Annotated in this window: 17 protein-coding genes and 1 tRNA gene; 13 read left to right on the top strand and 5 right to left on the bottom strand. The window is 69.8% G+C overall.

Annotation, left to right across the window (positions count from 1 at the left end; translation table 11 throughout):
- Positions 1 to 14 precede the first annotated feature (14 nt).
- The 3 genes from STSP_RS25785 to STSP_RS25795 form a co-directional block, all read right to left on the bottom strand.
- Complete coding sequence (locus STSP_RS25785) at positions 15 to 215, bottom strand: GNAT family N-acetyltransferase (protein ID WP_232789793.1); 201 nt, start codon at positions 213 to 215, stop codon at positions 15 to 17.
- Complete coding sequence (locus STSP_RS25790; RefSeq protein WP_067282756.1) at positions 212 to 1276, bottom strand: hypothetical protein; 1065 nt, start codon at positions 1274 to 1276, stop codon at positions 212 to 214. Before STSP_RS25790 ends, STSP_RS25785 begins: the two co-directional genes overlap by 4 nt.
- Positions 1277 to 1502: 226 nt before the next feature.
- Positions 1503 to 1856, bottom strand: coding sequence for a GntR family transcriptional regulator (locus tag STSP_RS25795; protein WP_067282759.1), 354 nt, complete (start codon positions 1854 to 1856; stop codon positions 1503 to 1505).
- A 618-nt stretch (positions 1857 to 2474) separates the two neighbouring features.
- Here STSP_RS25795 and STSP_RS25800 point away from each other — a divergent pair.
- From STSP_RS25800 to STSP_RS25860, 13 genes are all read left to right on the top strand, one after another.
- Entirely contained in the window at positions 2475 to 2732 is a 258-nt protein-coding gene (locus STSP_RS25800; protein WP_067282761.1) for a DUF6284 family protein, read from the top strand.
- Positions 2729 to 3838, top strand: a complete 1110-nt coding sequence (locus STSP_RS25805; protein ID WP_067282764.1) for a hypothetical protein — start codon at positions 2729 to 2731, stop codon at positions 3836 to 3838. Before STSP_RS25800 ends, STSP_RS25805 begins: the two co-directional genes overlap by 4 nt.
- Positions 3835 to 4170: an RRQRL motif-containing zinc-binding protein gene (locus STSP_RS25810; RefSeq protein WP_067282997.1), complete on the top strand. Its 336-nt coding sequence runs from the start codon at positions 3835 to 3837 to the stop codon at positions 4168 to 4170. The genes STSP_RS25805 and STSP_RS25810 overlap by 4 nt, the downstream gene beginning before the upstream one ends.
- A gap of 27 nt (positions 4171 to 4197) precedes the next feature.
- Positions 4198 to 4506 (top strand): hypothetical protein, encoded by a 309-nt coding sequence (locus STSP_RS25815; RefSeq protein WP_067282766.1) that lies wholly within the window; start codon positions 4198 to 4200, stop codon positions 4504 to 4506.
- Between the two features lie 92 nt (positions 4507 to 4598).
- Entirely contained in the window at positions 4599 to 6215 is a 1617-nt protein-coding gene (locus STSP_RS40425; protein ID WP_067282768.1) for a hypothetical protein, read from the top strand.
- Between the two features lies 1 nt (position 6216).
- Positions 6217 to 8331 carry a hypothetical protein gene (locus tag STSP_RS25825; protein WP_067282771.1) on the top strand — a complete coding sequence of 705 codons (2115 nt, stop codon included), beginning with the start codon at positions 6217 to 6219 and terminating at the stop codon, positions 8329 to 8331.
- Positions 8332 to 8543: 212 nt separating this feature from the next.
- Positions 8544 to 8735, top strand: coding sequence for a hypothetical protein (locus tag STSP_RS25830; protein ID WP_067282774.1), 192 nt, complete (start codon positions 8544 to 8546; stop codon positions 8733 to 8735).
- A 23-nt stretch (positions 8736 to 8758) separates the two neighbouring features.
- On the top strand, positions 8759 to 9262 hold the full coding sequence (locus STSP_RS25835) for a hypothetical protein (protein WP_332835392.1): 504 nt from the start codon (positions 8759 to 8761) through the stop codon (positions 9260 to 9262).
- Between the two features lie 12 nt (positions 9263 to 9274).
- Positions 9275 to 9787 (top strand): hypothetical protein, encoded by a 513-nt coding sequence (locus STSP_RS25840; protein ID WP_067282776.1) that lies wholly within the window; start codon positions 9275 to 9277, stop codon positions 9785 to 9787.
- A gap of 24 nt (positions 9788 to 9811) precedes the next feature.
- Positions 9812 to 10273: a single-stranded DNA-binding protein gene (ssb, locus tag STSP_RS25845; protein ID WP_067282779.1), complete on the top strand. Its 462-nt coding sequence runs from the start codon at positions 9812 to 9814 to the stop codon at positions 10271 to 10273.
- 88 nt (positions 10274 to 10361) lie between these two features.
- Positions 10362 to 11276 (top strand): bifunctional DNA primase/polymerase, encoded by a 915-nt coding sequence (locus STSP_RS25850; protein WP_067282781.1) that lies wholly within the window; start codon positions 10362 to 10364, stop codon positions 11274 to 11276.
- A gap of 361 nt (positions 11277 to 11637) precedes the next feature.
- A complete protein-coding gene (locus STSP_RS25855) occupies positions 11638 to 12894 on the top strand; it encodes a DUF3631 domain-containing protein (RefSeq protein ID WP_067282783.1) in 1257 nt (418 codons plus the stop codon).
- Between the two features lie 532 nt (positions 12895 to 13426).
- Positions 13427 to 14962: a tyrosine-type recombinase/integrase gene (locus tag STSP_RS25860; RefSeq protein WP_067282786.1), complete on the top strand. Its 1536-nt coding sequence runs from the start codon at positions 13427 to 13429 to the stop codon at positions 14960 to 14962.
- A gap of 93 nt (positions 14963 to 15055) precedes the next feature.
- Here the strand turns inward: STSP_RS25860 and STSP_RS25865 are convergent.
- Positions 15056 to 15129: transfer RNA gene (locus STSP_RS25865), tRNA-Pro, on the bottom strand.
- Positions 15130 to 15301: 172 nt separating this feature from the next.
- Positions 15302 to 16228, bottom strand: a complete 927-nt coding sequence (locus tag STSP_RS25870) for a metallophosphoesterase (protein WP_067282788.1) — start codon at positions 16226 to 16228, stop codon at positions 15302 to 15304.
- Positions 16229 to 16283 lie beyond the last annotated feature (55 nt).

Genomic DNA, 16283 nt, shown 5'->3' on the forward strand with positions numbered 1-16283 from the left:
ATCGTCCGAGCCGCTTACCCCTCGTTCCACTCGTGCTTGAGGAGTGAATACAGGACGCTGTTACGCCACTCGCTATTGGTGAAGACGTGATCCCGGAGGATGCCCTCACGAGTGAAGCCGAGCTTTTCGACAACACGGATCGAGGCGTGGTTCTCGGGGCCTATGGCGGCGCTGATGCGGTGCAGTCCGAGCTCACCGAAGCCGAAGCGGATCATTGTGCGCGCCGCATCGGTGGCGTAGCCCTTGCCCCACTCAGAAGCCGCGATGGCGTAGTGCCCGGGCGTGGGCCGCCCTCGGAGACGCCAACGAGACGCACGCGGCCATCCGCCGCGCCGAAGAGGCCTGGGACTCCGCCCAGCCGGACGAGGTCGACGAACTCGGCGGCCTGTGCACCTTCAGCCGGCCCCGCCAGGTCTACTACGCGGCGGACGCCCTCGCCTGGCTGCCGACCGAGGCCGGCGCCGCCCAGACCTACGCCGAGCAGGCGGTAGAGGCATACGCTGACACGTGCGAAGCGGACGGCCTCGCGGTGTCGGCCTGCCCAGTACGCGATGAGTGATTGGAGGCCGCGCAGCCAGGCGCGAAGGCCGTTGTGGTCGGCGTTCTCGGCGCAGAGGTAGGCGGTGCGTGCCTGTGCCATGGCCGCGTGCGGGTCGGCCAGGTCGTGGCTGGCCTTGGCGAGCAGGCCGCTGACGACCCCGGTGAGGAAGTACAGATGCCGGGCCTGCGCAGGGCTCTGCCGCTGCTCCAGTTGCCGGTAGAGCAGCTCTTGAGTCTGTACGAGCTCGCTCAGGAGATCGGAAAGGGGGCGCTGGGGGTAGTCGGAGGCGAGCTGGCGCACGTCGTCGTGGACCTGCTCCATGGCCGCTTCCGTGAGGTTCCCTTGGTTTGCTGTGAGTGCGAAGGTCTTCGCGCGCCGCGCTGCCAACGAGATCAGCTCCTTGTCGATGTCGGCCTGGTTCTTGGCGAGCACCAGGCCGGAGGGCGCCTGCTCCTCCGATAAGGAGGCGGTGGCCTCCCACGGGCGGAGCAGTTCGTTCAGCGGCTTGCCGAACATGGTCTGTAGGACCCGGCGCGTTACTGGAGTTGTGCCGACGCGATCACCGCTGGCGAGACGCCGCAGGTGCCGAGTGCTCATGGTCGCGTCCTCGTTCATCTGGCGCGCGACGTTCTCGAACTCCGCGACGATCTCGTCATAGGTGTTGGGGCGTTGCCAGAGCAGGTGCTCCAAAACGGTGCGTGGTTCCTGGCCGTTCCTCTTCGCGTTGCCGGCCACAGGTCCTCCCTTGTCGCCTGTCCCACTGCCCTCAGTCTCGGGCGGCTGCGCTGCGCTGTCGTCGCCTGGTCCGGTTGCGGTCCTTGTCCGGTCCGGTCCATGTCCGGCGGCGGCCCTGCGTAGGCCCTCGTGTGGTCATAGTGACTTCTTCGACAGTCATTGTCAGGAGGAACGGACGATGACTCAGATGCCAAAGTGCTCAAGGAAGTTGCTGGCAGCGGCCGGTTCAGCGGGCATAGACGGCCGCTTCCAGAGCGGAGACCCGCTCGCGCAGCTCCGCGACCTCGCGCCGCAGCTCCGACGTCTCGGAGAGGCCGGCGGAGGACTGGTTCTCCAGTCGCTCGCGTGCGTCATCCGCCACGAAGGTGCCCCGGTTTCCCGCGGGACGTGTCAGCCCTTGTTCGCGGGTCAGTTTCAGCGCGTTCTGAATCGTCTGGGTGGCCACGCTGTATCTGTCAGCCAACTCCCGGTGGCTCGGCAGTCGGCTGCCCGGTTTCAGCACGTCATCCGCGATGTCCTGCCGAATCGCCTCCGCGATCTGGACGGACTTCAGTCGGGGGTCGTCCGCGTCGATGGTCATGCGTCTGAGCGTATCGATCAGTTCGAACTAGCGCGAGATGCCGCACGGGGCTTGCAATCGAGCATGTGCCAGTACAAGCTAGTTCATGCGCGTCCCCGGGTCCGGCCAAAGAGAACCCGGCTGCACGGAGCGTGACCCGGTCCCATCACGACAGGAAGTGGTCACGAGGCAGTCGAACGGCTCGGCCCGAGAGAGCGAATCGCTCGCGAAACCTGCTTGACCTGCACAAACAGCGCCCGGAAGGCAAGGACCGGAACAAGCGCTGCCACGAACTCAACAGAGTGCTGGCCCAGCCGCATGAACACGTGCGGTCGATGGGTGCGGGTCACCATCCCGACCGCCCATGTCGGGCCGGGTGACCTGCCCGGATCCGCCCTTCGGGGCGGTGACTGGCATTGCGTGATCTGAACTCCGCAGAACCTTTCGCGGGGCGTTCGAGCCCCGCGTCAGCACCAGTGCTCACGGTCCCCGACACCCGCGTCGTTCGCGGCGTGGGTGTCGGGGAGCCGTGGCCGCTCGTGCTGTGCGAGTAGCCCTGTCCCCGTGCGGCGGGCGGCCCCGGGTCTAGCCACCCGGGGCCGCTGTTCGGGCCGTACTACTGCTAGGGAGACACGACCCATGAAGCTCATCGTTGCTGTTCAGGAGCCCGTTACCGGCGACCTTGCGGACGCGGGACCCTCGTGGCAAGACCTCCACGCGATCGAGTTGGAGCGTCCGCTGATCGATGCGGAGATGGACCTGTTGGACGTCGAGATCGCGCTGCTGGCCCGGCCGGTGTCGGAGCTGGATCAGCGCCGGCTGCGCCGCGCGACGAACAAGGTGCTGGCCGCGCGTGTCGAGGTCGCCAACCGTCTCGGAGCGGGGGAAGCGGCATGACCGCCGACCCCACTACGCAGTCGCCGCGCCGGCTGACGCGTGGCCAGGGCATCGTGCTCGGTGCGGCGTTCGTACCGATGGTGGCAACCGGCCTGTTCGGCGCCTACGGCACGTTCTCCAACATCAGTCACACCTACGGTAAGGGCACCGCGACCGGCGCGGTCGCCGCCGGCGAGGGCGCCACCGCAGTGCTCGCGCTCGTGCTACTCGGGCTGACCATGCTGGGGCAGTCGTCCCCGTGGCCGGTGCGTGCCGGGCTGTGGGCGCTGCCGGCGGCGGCGTCCGCGATGTCAGCGATGGCCGCCCCGGATCCGGGCCGCACCGTCATCTACGCCCTGACTCCGATGGGCATGTCCGTGTCTGCCGAGGGTGCCGCGTTCCTGGCTCGCCGCATTGTCGTCCACCGTGACGGCCGTGACCCGGAGGCGGAGCGCAAGACGGCCGCGCTCGTGCAGGCGCTCGCCTATCACCGCGCACGCGCCGCCAACCACCCCGACGCGAAGGTGCAGGCGCAGTCTGAGCGCGAGTCGTGGAGGCTCGCGGAGAAGGTCGGCGTGGGTGACGTGACGCTCGGGGCGCGGCTGGTGGAAGTACAGCGCGAGCGTGTCACCGAGGGCGCGGATGCCGCGCTGGCCGCCATGTTCGGCACACCCGTGACGCCCGCCGTCACACCCGCCGGGACCGACACCGCAAAGGCTCCCGCTCTGCCGCCCGTTACTCCTTCCCGTGACGGCGACGACACGCAGGTCAACGCCTTGTCCCCGACTCCGGACGGCGAGCGTGTCGAGTACCGTGACGGCCCCGTGACGCCTCCCGTCGACGAGCCCGCCGAGAGTGGGCCGGAGCCGGAGGAAGAGGAGGTGCACCTGCCCGCCGTGACGCTCGCGGACGTGGCGATGGTCGCGGGCGTGACGCTGCCCGAGCCGGGCGCCACGCTCACCGACGCTCAGCTCTTGGTGGTGCTGCGGTTCCTGCGTCACTCGCAGAACCCGCCGCTCTCGTACCGGCAGGCCGCCGCAGAGTTCCGCCGCCGAGGCTTCAAGGGTGCGGAGGACCGTGTGCGGGAGGCGTGGACGGCGCTGATGGCGCGGGAGAGCACGTCGTGACACTGCCTGTGTACCGGTGGCGCCTGGCCCCGGACGGCCTGGCCACCTACCGGCAACTGCGCGCCCTGGGGCTGCGGCCTGGCGGGCAGGACGTTGCCGCGCAGCTCGAACGCCCGCGGCGTCGTCGGGGTCCTCTGGTCGCTTACCTCTACCGGGTCGACCGCGCCAAGCCGGTGCGGCCGATGTCCCCGGCTCGGTGGGCGGCTCTGGCCAAGGCCAACGCTGCCCGCCGGCGGTGCCCCGAGTGTGGGCGCGACGCCGGTTACGTCATCCCCACGTCGCTGGGTATGTGCGGCCGTTGCGCCGCTGTCGAGGAACAGTGCGCCGCCTGAAATCCCCCGTCTGAGCTGGGAGTTCTTATGGCACAGAAGCCTTCCGTGCGTCGCCGGATCGTGGCGGCGCTCGTCATCGCCGCCGTCAGTGCGATGGCCATCTCCATGGGCGTCCGGCTCGCCTCCTACGGCGTGCCGATCGGCCTGATCACCCCGTGCGTGCTCGGGGTCCTGTCGTCGTCGCTGTGGCTGCTGATCCGCATCGAGGACGCCCTGCGGGTGCACCGCTGCACCACGCCGGGCTGCAGCTTCCAGGTTCGCGTCGAGAACGGCAGCGCTGCGGAGAACGAGCGGTGGCGCGCGCTCGCCGCCACGCACCCGCACCGTGCCGCCTGACCTGCTGGTTCCTACTCGTACGCAAGGCCCGAACGTATCCCTTGGACCGGTGCGTTCGGGCCTTGCTTCTCCTCCAAAGGAGTGTCCACAGCATGACCGACACCACGACCGAAGTGGTAGTGGCCCCCGCCGCTCCCGACACCCCTCCCAACCCCGCGCCTCCACAGGCTGTGGAGAAGCCCGCCACGAACACCGAGGTGGAGCACACGCCGGGCGGCTGGCCGGTCGTCCCGCTGGCCTTCTCCGGGGCGAACACGACCGTGAGCATGGTCGCCGCGGCCGGTCTCGCGGGCGGTCCGATCGCCGCTGCGGTGGCCGCGACCGGCGCGGTCGTCCTCGGGACGGTCGCGTCCTACCGCAACCGCAACCCACGTCCCAAGCAGGCCGCGCGCCGCGCCGCCGCCCGCACCGCGGGCCGTAGCGCCGCCGCCCGCAATCGCCCGAGCAGCCTCGGCAGCGGTGCGCGTGCGGCCGGTTCAGCGGCCCGCCGTGCGGCTGGCGGTGCCGGCGGGGTGCCGGGGCAGAAGCGCAGCACGTCCGGCGGAGGGGGCAAGGCCGGTCACGGCCGCGCCTCTGGGCAGGGGCGTCCCGCGGCCGGTAAGCAGCGGGCTCCGGTCTCCCTGAACACGGCCGCTGGTCTCAAGAGTCGTGGCGCGGCAGGTGGTCTGCGGGGCAAGGCGTCGCAGGTCAAGGCGCTGCGTTCGGCGCAGAAGGCAGCCGGCGGATCGCGGGGCGAGAAGCGAGCCCAGACCATTGCGGCCCGTCGCGCGGTCGCAGACGCCCGCCGAAACACGACCGCCCCGAAGCCCAACAGCCGCTCTGGGCTGGGCAAGACACGGTCGCGGTCGGGTGGTCTGGCCGGCCGCATGCTGGGCGGCGCCGGCCGTAAGGCCCGCGCGATGAAGGCTGCGGCCATCGCGAAGAACCGGGCTCGCCGCGACGCCAAGGCCGCCTGGACTGTGGCCAGCCAGCGCTCGAACGTGCGGAAGGCCCCGGCCCGTCAGGCGGCCAGGAAGGCGCTGCGACGCTCCGCCGCCCGATTCCACGGCCGCCGGGCACTGGCCGCCCTGCTGGCCCTGCCCATCGGCCTGTTGGGGCTGCTGACCAGCCCGCTGGGACGGAAGTTGGGCCTGCCCTGGCTCGTGCACCCCGGGCGGCGCCTGTACCGGCGCCTGACCGCCGCCGCTCGTGACCAGCGCGCGGACCGTGACCAGGTCATACGCGACGAGCAGACCCGGGCCGAACAGGCGGCGGAGGAGGAAGCCGCCAAGGACGTCACCGACGGGCTCGGGGAGCGCGTTCAGCGTCCCACCGAGCTGGTCCCCGACAACACCGGCACATCGACGAGCAGTGAAGGAGAGCACGTGTCCGGGTTCAGGTTCGAAGAGCACGCAGCCGAGATGGAGCAGGCAGCCCAGTCCTACGACCCCGAGGACGCCATGGAGATCCTCGCCATGGTCGAGAGCCTGCCCGCCGCACTGACCAGCGTGGCGAACGTGATGAAGACCCTCGCGGAGCGCGCCGACAGCGAGTTTCCACTGGAGAAGGAGGTCGCGGACGGCTTCAACGACATCTTCGGCGCCCTGATGAGCGCGGTCGCGGTCGCGGAGGACATGGGCCCGCTGTTCCGGCAGGCCCACGAGCACGACATCGCCCGGCACGAGGACCCCCGCAACGGCCCCGAGGCCGAGAAGGGCTGGAACGTCTGAGATGAGCAGCGCCGCCACTACGAAGAACGAGAGTGGCCCGGTGCTGGACTGGACCGCCGGTCACGGACCCGTGACCGGCGCTCTGTCCGCCACCACCGGAGCCCTCGCCGTCGCCACCACCGGCGCCGCCACCGGTATGCCGCCCGCCTGGGCCCTCGCGGTCGGCGCTGCCGGAGCGCTCGGTCACACTGTCGCCGGTCTCAAGGTCCGCAACGCGGGCCGCACCCTCGCGTTCAAGGCCGCATCGTGGCTGGTCGGCGCCGGATGGACCACCTGGGCTATGGCTTCGGGCCCGCTCTCGTGGGCCGCCCTCGGCTCGCTGGCCACCATCGGCGTGGGCATCGGCGCCGGCGCCCGCTCCGTCGCCCTGTACGAAGAGGCCCGCGAGGACGAGGCCATCGCCGCAGAGCAGCGCCAGATCGCCCTGGAACTGACCGCGGAGCGGCGCGCAATCGCTGCGGAGTGGGTGGAGCGGATCCAGCGCATCTGCCACGTCACCGTCAAGGTGCTGGCCGTGGAGATGTGGGAGACCGGCAACGGCTACTCCCTCGATTTGGAGCCGCAGGGCGGTATCACCTACGACCGCATCGCCCAGCACGCCGCGGCCCTGTCCGCGGATGCGAAGCTGCCGCACGGCTGCACCGCATCCGCCAGCCCCGGCATCCACCAGGGCCGCACCATCATGGACGTGACCACCCGCAACGTCCTCGCGGAGACACGCACCTACCCCGACGACTACGGACCCCTCTCGATCCTCACCGGGATCCCGTGGGGCTTTCGCACCAACGGTGACGAGGTCGTGGCCTACCTGCGTGAACAGTGCGCGCTCGTGGTCGGCCCCACCGGGTCCGGCAAGACGAACATGCTCCACGGGGTCCTGGGCGGGTTCGCCCGGGCCGAGGACATGCTGACCTGGGTGATCGACCTCAACGCCGGATCCGCCGGCCTGCCCTGGGTGCTGCCCGCCCTCAACGGTGAGCTGACGGGGGAGGACGGCAAGCCGGTACGGCCCGGCATCGACTGGCTGGCCGGCACCCATGAAGAGGCCATGCTGATGCTCGATGCGGCTCTCGCGATCGGACTGCACCGCAAGCGCGCCTACCAGGATCTGCTGGCCAAGCACGACACGGATCTGCTGCCGGTCAGCGCGAAGATCCCGCAGATCATGCTGGTCATCGACGAGGGTGCGGAGATCCTGGTCAGCACCGACCGGCGCATGAAGGAACTCGCCAAGAAGATCCTCGAAGTCATCCGGATGCTGCGCGCCATGGGTATCCGGACCGTGCTGACCGCACTCGGGGCCACCGGCAGCGTGCTGGGCAACCTGCTCATCCGCCGTGAGGCCAAGGTCCGCGTCGCCCTGACCGGCGGCGAGACCGAGGGTATGGACCTTGGCAAGATGTTCCCCGGCCGGCGCGGGCTGCGCGTGGACCAGGCCCCCTACAAGGGCGCCGGGTTCATGGGCACCCCTGAATCACCCGGGGCGCTGTTCAAGACGTGGCGGATCAAGCCCAGCCAGATCCGGGACATCACCGTCGCCACGTCCGAGCGGCACCCGCGGCTGGACGCCGTGTCTGCCAAGGCTGCGGGCGCCGACTACGCGCGGCGCTGGGACGCGGAGCGCACCGCATGGATGCGCGACCTCGGCCCCCAGACCGACACCGGCTCCGAGCCGTCCGGGACGGTGGCGGGTTCGGGGAGCGGGCTGAACCTGTCGGCCCACCGCACGGACCGGGGCGACCAGGCCTCGCCGGAGGATGAGTTGCTGCGTCGGTTCCGTGAGGAGATCGACGCGCAGTTCGGTACCGCTCCCGACCCGGCCACGCCCCCGCCGCCGGCGTCGGGGCTGAACCTGTCCGCGCTGCGTGACAATCCGGAGCAGGACAGCCCGGCGCAGCGGGCCGCGCTCGCCGTGCTGCTCGCTGCGGGCCCGGAGGGCACCGGTGCGTCGGCCATCGCCCGCGCGCTCGCGGGCGAGTACGGCACGAACCGGCAGACGGTTGTTGGTTGGCTCAAGGCGTGGACTGAGGACGGCACTGCGGTCCGGGTCGGGGAGGGCACCAAGGCCCGCTACGTCCACCGCGACCACGCCCCCGAACCGCCCACGAACGACTAGTGCTTGTCGCTTGTCGCCCACCCCGCACGCACGCCCCTCTTGGGGTTGTCGTGTGGGTCAGAAACGGGCTCTGACCTGGGAGGCGACAAGCGACAAGACAAGCAAGACGACAAGACAAGCGACAAGCCACACGACAAGCCAGACGACAAGCCATCGGCGGGCAGCACCCACCCCGGGAGCTGCCCGCCGGCCGTTGCCCAAGGGGGCCACTCGTGATCGTGACCCTGTCCGCCGTCGCCCTCTTCGGGCTCCTCACGTTCGTCCTCATCCGTACCCGCTACGTCGGCCCCGCCGCCGCGCTCGCGGTGTTCCTCTTCGGGTTCTTCACCGCCGACACCGGAGCCTCCACCGCCATCCGCGCCGCCATACAGGCCCTCATCAACGCCGCATCCAACATCGCCTGACCCACCAGAAGGAAGGCACTGCCGTGAGCGAGACCGACACCCCGGCCGACTGGTGGCCGCGCATGAGCGACGACGCGGCCAACGCCGAAGCCCGCCGCATCATCGACGACGTCTACCGGCCCGCGCCGCCCCCGGCGCCCATCCCGACGTCCTACCGCGACGACACCGAGCACCCGGCCGTCGGGGACGCGCAGCCGGTCTGGCAGGACGACCACCGGATCGTGCCCGCCTGGGCGGCCGGAACGGCGGTCGCCTCCATCGGGATCGGCGCCGGCGCCACCGGGGTCGGCTGCGGCGTCTGGCTCGTGCTGAAGGGATTCGCCTCCATGTCCGTGACCGGTGTGGTCTGCATGGGCGTCCTGTTCTCCGGCATCGCGTTCGCCGCGCTCTCGATCGGCGCCGCGTTCTCCCGCGCCAGGAGCTCCATCTCCCGAGCCGTCTACACCGGGCCGGTCACCAAGAACACGCACGTGACCACCCACACCCGGGGCGCGTTCGCCCGCTCCCACACCCACCTGCACAACTGACAGGAGCCTGCCGTGACCATCGAGACCACGAACGCCGCCGCCCTGGCCGACCAAGCCGCCGAGACCATCCGCAGCCTCAACTACGCCACCCTCCCCAACGCCGGCGGCCTGGCCTTCCCGGGCGACGCCTACAGCACCGTCGGCAACCTCTCCACGATCGCCATGCGCCTTCCCCAGGCCCTACACCAGGTGCGGGCGTTCATTGACCGGCAGCACGAGAACGGCGACCTGTACAGCGACCAGGGTCCCGAGGACCTGGTAGCCCGTATCGCCAGCCTGCGCGGCGCCACCGGCGACGCCGTGCGCGCCGCGGAGGCGCTGTATGCCGCCCTCGACCAGGCCCACATCGCACTGAGCCCGATCGGCGCCCGCGGCCACGGCCTCGACGACGCGGAGGACGAGATGCCGTGCGGGGAGGGCATGTGCCAGTGCTACTGCATCGGCGCCGGCCACCCCTGCGGCTGCGACTGCCCGCACGACGACGACTGCGACTGCGACTTCTGCGCCGCCATCGACCAGTACTGACCCAACCACCAGGAAGGACACCTGATGTCGTTCGGAGAGACCCCGATCACCGTGATCGGCAACCTGACCGCCGACCCCGAAATCAAGTTCACCGAGGGCGGTGCCGCGCTCGCCAAATTCACCATCGCCGCTACGCCGCGCGTCTACGACCGCGAGAGCAACCAGTGGAAGGACGGCACGTCCACGTTCTTCCGATGCGCCGCCTGGCGTCAGCTTGCCGAGCACATCGCCGAATCGCTGACCAAGGGCTCCCGCGTGGTCGCGTTCGGCCGCATCCGGCAGCACAACTGGCAGACCGACCAAGGCGAGAACCGCTCGATGCTCGCGATGGAGGTCGACGAGATCGGCGCGTCCCTGCGGTTCGTCAACGTCGCCATCGACGCCAAGCGCCCCACACAGGGCTCCGCGAACGCCACGGATGACCCATGGGACACCGGAAAGCCCGCCCCGGCCGCCGCCAAGACCGGCGACGAGCCCCCGTTCTAGCTGCGCCAAGGGCGGCCCCCTCGTCTCGCCAAAGTCGCGGGGCCGCCCTTGTCTCCAGTCCTCAACAGACCTGTTGGAGGTCTCCAGCATGACGCATGACGCACGATCCGCGCTCTTGCGCGCGGCGCTCGATGCGGCCGCCCGCGGCTGGCCCATCCACCCGCTGCGTCCCGGCGCCAAGGGCTCCGCGCTGCACGGCGAACGCTCCTGCACCGGCCGCGGCCCCTGCTCGAGTGGGCACGTGAAGTGGGAACAACGGGCCACCACCGATCCCGAGCGCATCCGCCGCACGTGGAGCGCGGGCGCGTTCAACGTCGGCATCGCCCCCGGCCCCGCCCACCTGCTCGTCGTCGACCTCGACATCCCCAAGGACGAGAAGACAAAGGGCAGTTCGGACGCGCCTTGCGGCGCGACAAATTTCCAAGCGCTCTGCGAGCGCGCCGGAGCGTCCTGGCCTGCTACCTACACGGTGCGGACCCCCAGCGGCGGACTCCACCTGTACTTCCACACCCGACACCGTCTGCCCAGTACGAAGGGAACGGTGGCCGAGCACATCGATACCCGGGCCTGGGGCGGCAACGTCGTCGCCGCCGGAAGCCACACCGCTCAGGGCGCATACGCGGTCGACGTGGACGGCCCGGTCGCTGACTTGCCCGACTGGCTTCACACCCTGCTCCGTGCTCCGGCGGCTGCGTCCACAGCGGCTGGGCTCGCACCGCTGCTCGTACCCGGCACGGTCAGCCGCCGCGCGCACGTAGCCCTGGAACGGGAGGCCGAGCAGGTGGCCGAGACCGGTGAAGGAGGACGTAACCAGCGGCTGTTGGAGGCCGCACGGTCTCTGGGGCGCTTCGTGGCCTGGGGCGAGATTCCCCGGCACGTGGTGGAGGAGGCTTTTCAGGCGGCCGGAGAGATGGCCGGCCTGTCTGCCTCCGAGTGCACGGCCACGATCCGCAGCGCCCTGAACTGGTCGATCCGCACCGTCCGCCCGCGGGAGAACGCATGACCACCCCGTCCCGCCGCCTGAAAAGCCTCCCCAACACCCCGCCCCGGCGCGACTCCGTGAACAGCGCGGTGCGCCCGGATCGGGTGGGCGGCCGAGAGAAGGTCGCCCGTCAGGGCGTCCTTTCAGCCCTTCGAGGCGAACAGCGTCCGCCGAGCCAGCCGCCCGGGGATGGGCGGTCTCCCGTGGCGTGGCTGCACATCTGCGCGCCCCGCGGCGCCAAACCGACCGCGACTTCGTGGTGCGCCTGCGGTCGCGATCGCAGCGCCGTCGGTCACCGCAAAGTGCTGGCGCTCATCGACGACCACACCGCCCACCGCGACGCATGCCCGCTCCGCACTACCCAGGAAGGGAGGAACGCCGCATGACCAGCACCAACTCGCCCGCGCCGTCCATCGACGGGGCGGCGCTGCTCGACGAGGTCGAAGCGTTCCACCGCCGCTTCAACGTCTTCCCCACCGAGGCCGCCTACGTCGCCGTCACGCTCTGGGACGCACACGCCCACCTGATCGACGCGTTCGACGGAACCGCCCGCCTGGCCTTCCTCTCCCCAGAACCGGGCTCGGGTAAGTCCCGAGCGCTGGAGATCGTGGAAACCCTCACCCCGCGCGCGGCGACCACCGTCAACGCCTCCGCCAATGCACTCTTCCGGCTCGTGGAGGCCGACGGAGGAACTCCGACCCTCCTCTTCGACGAGATCGACACAGTCTTCGGCCCCAAGGCCGGCGGCAACGAAGAGGTGCGCGGATTCCTCAACTCCGGCTACCGGCGGGGCGGAAAGTCCCTGCGCTGCGTCGGCGATGGCTCCAATCAGAACGCCGAATGGTTCTCGTCGTTCTGCGCGGTCGCCATGGCCGGCCTCGGCTCCCTGCCGGACACGATCCTGACCCGCTCCGTCATTATCCGCATGCGCAAGCGCGCCCCCAACGAGAAGTGCGACCCCTACCGGCGCCGCTCCCACGAGAAGCTCGGCCATGCCCTGCGCGATCGGCTCGCCGAATGGGCCAAGACCGTGCACGACCAAGTCGCAGATGCCTGGCCCGAGATGCCCGACGGAGTCTCGGACCGGCCAGCCGACGTGTGGGAGCCGCTGCTCGCCGTCGCGGACGCCGCCGGCGGGCACTGGCCCGAGCGCGCCCGCGCCGCCTGCGTCGAACTCATCAAGGCCGCACACGACACCGACGAGGCCTCCCTCGGCGTAAGGCTCCTGACCGACCTGCGCGACCGCGTGTTCTGCGGAGCCGACCGGATGCCCACCGCAGCCATCCTCGAAGTCCTGCTCGGACTTGACGATGCCCCGTGGTCGGACCTGAACGACGACGGCAAGGCGCTCACAGCGCGCGGCTTGTCCAAGCTCCTGAGCCAGTACGTCCGCCCCGACAGTCGCCCCATCAAGCCGCGCGGCATCCGAGTCGGCAGCACTACCCCCAAGGGCTACTACGCGGAGGACCTGAAGGACGCCTGGGCCCGCTACTGCCCCCCTCCCCCCGAAAAGTCCGCAACATCCGCAACAGCCGCAACACCGCAGGTCAGCGAGGGTGAATTTGTGGCGGAAGGCCCCTCCGAGTCCCGCCACATGTTCGCGGAAACCGACACACGCCCCCTCCGCAGCGTCAGCTGATCCACCCCACGCCGAAGGTGCCGCCACGGCCTGCCCGTGGCGGCACCTATCCGCAACAAAACCGCCGTCCGCCACAAACGCAGGCCGCTGACCAGCAATGTTGCGGCGTGGCGGATGTTGCGGATTCTCCAGAGGGCAGAGAGGAGTCATGAACGTGTCGAGGCGAACCGGACTTCCCGCGAGCTATTCGGCCGCGGAAGTAGCGGCATCCCTGGGGTGCTCGGAGTGGTGGGTGAAGGAACAAGTCCGCCGGCGGCGCATCCCCTTCCTTCGGAGTGGTGGTGGCTACCGCTTCACGAGCGACCACGTGCAGGAGATCTTCCACCTCCTTGAAGAGCGCCCTAGCCAGGTGAGCACCGTCGAAGGAGCCTCCACCGCCCGGCGACGCACGAACGCGCAGCCGGTCAGGCCTGTGACGAGCCTGCGTGCGCGTAGTCCGAGGCGGGCGCGCAGGGCCGCCTGAGAGAAGAACTGATCGCGAGGGGTGGAAGCCGTCACGGCTTCCACCCCTCGCCTGTAATGAGAGGCAAGCATGGGCTACGCCGAGAAGCGCGGAGACTACTACCGAGCCCGGTACTGGATCGCCCCCGGCGTCCTTCGCACCGTCGTGGACGCCAACGGCGCCACCATCCGCTTCGGCAATAAGCGCGACGCCGCGAAGGCGGCAAATGACGCGGAAGCCAAGGTCCGAGAGATCGGCTATCGAGACCCCAAGGCTGGGAAGGAAACCTTCGGCGAGTACGTGAATCGCTGGTACGCAGCACAGGAGTTGGCCGCGTCCACCATGCAGAACTACAAGCGGCACATCGAGGAGCACCTTCTCCCCGAGTTCGAGGACAAGGCCATCGCCGATATCCAACCAACGGATGTCGCAGCCTGGGAGAAGAAGGAGCGGAAGCTCTATGCCGCGTCCAGCGTGAAGACCTGGCACGGCACGCTGCACCTGATCCTTGCCGATGCGGTAGACGAAGGTCTGCGGGACTCCAATCCCGCCACCAAGAGGCGAGGCCGAGGCAAGCGCGCCGGCCGTTCCCGGAACCGGGGCCCGGAGAAGGTGGTGACCGACGCTCTCGGGATCCTCCTGACCGCCGAGCGGGCTGCGCTGCTGTCCGGCCGTGACGACGAGTTCGTGGCTGTGGTCCTGAAGGGTTACACGGGCATGCGATGGGGCGAAGTCGTAGGCCTAGAGCGCAAGTTCGTACGCCCTGCCTCGGTGCGGGTGGAGTGGCAGCTTTACGAATTGGATTCGGGGGAGTTCGAACGTTGCCCGCCGAAGGACGACTCCTACCGGACGATCGATACGCCCCAGTGGCTGTCAGCCTTGGTCGCAGGCCAGATCTCCCGAACTGACTCGACTCCTTGCCGATGCCATGAGAACGCTTACGTGTTCAGCGGTCACGGACCGGCCAACGGCGCCGCCAGGCAGATGGGCGCGAAGCTCGTCGACGTGGCCCGTCGAGCCGGCGTCTCCGCGGCAACGGTCTCGAATGTGCTGAACCGACCGGACATGGTCGCGAAGCCAACGCGGGTCCGGGTGGAGATGGCCATCACGGAACTCGGCTATACCCGCACCGGCCACACGGGGGAGACTGCCGCTCACTGGCGGCGGACTGGATTCGCAACCTGGCTTTTCCACCCGGCCGCGACGGGGTGGTACCCGAAGAAGGCGCCGCAGGAGGCTCGCCCGGTACCCGTGATGGGGGATCCGTGGCCCGGGGTGCCGGTGCGCGGCCGGAATGCCTCAGGCCGTGCGGACGCTTGCTGGCTGCCGATCGCGCAAGGCCTCACCCCGCACGGACTCCGGCACTCCCACAAGACGGTCATGTCGGAGCTCGGAACTCCGCCCAAGCTCATGGACGAGCGCCTGGGGCATGAGGACGGCTCGGTGCAGGCGCGCTACTCGCACATCACCGCTCGGATGAGGAACCGACTCATGGACGGGCTGACTGAGCAGTGGGAGGAGTCGTTGGAGGCGCGAAAGACCATGAACCCGCGGTCCCCGGTGCGCGCGCTCGATGTCCTCCTGAGAGCGCCGCAGGACTGTCGCTCGGGGAGTGAATTTCCATGATCCACTCCCGGCTCACTCCCCAGAAGCCTTAAGGAACGAGTCAGGCCCGGTCTTCCTGAGTGGAAGACCGGGCCTGACCTGGTGTTTCAGCTGTCGGGGTGGCGGGATTTGAACCCACGACCTCTTCGTCCCGAACGAAGCGCGCTGCCAAGCTGCGCCACACCCCGGTGTCGCTGTGAGACGAGAGTTTTGCGTTCTCGTCGCGGCGACATCGATTACTTTAGCGGACCGGCGGCCGGAGACGAAATCCGGTTTCTCGGGCGCCGCGGGTGGTGCTGACCTGGGGCGTCGCGTCGTCTGAGCCGCGAGGCCGCGCATCGGCGGGTCGAGGCCGCCGCGTCAGAGCCGCGGCGTCAGGGTCAGCAACGTCGCCTCCGGAGGGCACGCGAACCGTACCGGCGTGTAGCGGTTGGTGCCGCAGCCTGCCGAGACGTGCAGGTAGGAGACGTTACCGGCCGCCGAGTGCGTGGAGAGGCCCTTCACCCGGTCCGTGTCCAGGTCGCAGTTGGTGACCAGGGCCCCGTAGAAGGGGATGCACAGCTGGCCGCCGTGGGTGTGGCCCGCCAGGATCAGCGGATAGCCGTCCTCGGTGAAGGCATCGAGGGTGCGGAGATACGGGGCGTGCACGATGCCCATCGAGAAGTCGGCGCCCGCCGGAGGACCGCCCGCCACGCGCGCGTACCGGTCGCGTTTGATGTGCGGGTCGTCCACGCCCGTCAGTGCGATCTCGAAGCCGTCTATCTTCAGCGCACCGCGGGTGTTCGTCAGGTTCACCCAGCCCGCCTCGTCGAAGCCGTCGCGCAGGCCCTCCCACGGATTGTGGACGGCGCCGACGGCGGGCGGGTTGCCGTTGAGGCCGTGCCGGCCGCGTGCCTTGTCGACCAGGTAGCGGGCGGGGTTGCGCAGCTTGGGGCCGTAGTAGTCGTTCGAGCCGAAGACGTACGCGCCCGGATACTCCATCAGCGGGCCCAGCGCGTCCAGGACCTCCGGTACGCCCTCAGGGTCGGAGAGGTTGTCCCCGGTGTTGATCACGAAGTCGGGGCGGAGCCCGGCGAGCGAGCGCAGCCAGCGCTGCTTCTTGCGCTGGCCGGAGACCATGTGGATATCGGAGACCTGGAGGACGCGCAGCGGGCGCATGCCCGTCGGCAGTACGGGCACGGTGACCCGTCGGAGCCGGAAGGAGCGGGCCTCGAAGCCCGCCGCGTAGACGAGCCCCGCCGCCGCGGTCGCCGTGATGCCCAGAGGTACTCCGTATCGCGCACGCATACGCTCATCGTGTCAGAACCCCGGGGCGCCGGAAATCAGCGGGCGTCCGGCTGGA

The sequence above is a fragment of the Streptomyces jeddahensis genome, assembly GCF_001642995.1.
Lineage (GTDB): Bacteria > Actinomycetota > Actinomycetes > Streptomycetales > Streptomycetaceae > Streptomyces > Streptomyces jeddahensis.

Excerpts from the sequence above, each read along its gene's own strand:
- STSP_RS25815 (WP_067282766.1), top strand. The coding sequence starts at position 4,198 with ATGGCACAGAAGCCTTCCGTGCGTCGCCGGATCGTGGCGGCGCTCGTC.
- STSP_RS25850 (WP_067282781.1), top strand. The coding sequence starts at position 10,362 with ATGACGCATGACGCACGATCCGCGCTCTTGCGCGCGGCGCTCGATGCG.
- STSP_RS25870 (WP_067282788.1), bottom strand. The coding sequence starts at position 16,228 with ATGCGTGCGCGATACGGAGTACCTCTGGGCATCACGGCGACCGCGGCG.
- STSP_RS25785 (WP_232789793.1), bottom strand. The coding sequence starts at position 215 with ATGATCCGCTTCGGCTTCGGTGAGCTCGGACTGCACCGCATCAGCGCC.
- STSP_RS25825 (WP_067282771.1), top strand. The coding sequence starts at position 6,217 with ATGAGCAGCGCCGCCACTACGAAGAACGAGAGTGGCCCGGTGCTGGAC.
- STSP_RS25795 (WP_067282759.1), bottom strand. The coding sequence starts at position 1,856 with ATGACCATCGACGCGGACGACCCCCGACTGAAGTCCGTCCAGATCGCG.
- STSP_RS25860 (WP_067282786.1), top strand. The coding sequence starts at position 13,427 with ATGGGCTACGCCGAGAAGCGCGGAGACTACTACCGAGCCCGGTACTGG.
- ssb (WP_067282779.1), top strand. The coding sequence starts at position 9,812 with ATGTCGTTCGGAGAGACCCCGATCACCGTGATCGGCAACCTGACCGCC.
- STSP_RS25855 (WP_067282783.1), top strand. The coding sequence starts at position 11,638 with ATGACCAGCACCAACTCGCCCGCGCCGTCCATCGACGGGGCGGCGCTG.
- STSP_RS40425 (WP_067282768.1), top strand. The coding sequence starts at position 4,599 with ATGACCGACACCACGACCGAAGTGGTAGTGGCCCCCGCCGCTCCCGAC.
- STSP_RS25800 (WP_067282761.1), top strand. The coding sequence starts at position 2,475 with ATGAAGCTCATCGTTGCTGTTCAGGAGCCCGTTACCGGCGACCTTGCG.
- STSP_RS25805 (WP_067282764.1), top strand. The coding sequence starts at position 2,729 with ATGACCGCCGACCCCACTACGCAGTCGCCGCGCCGGCTGACGCGTGGC.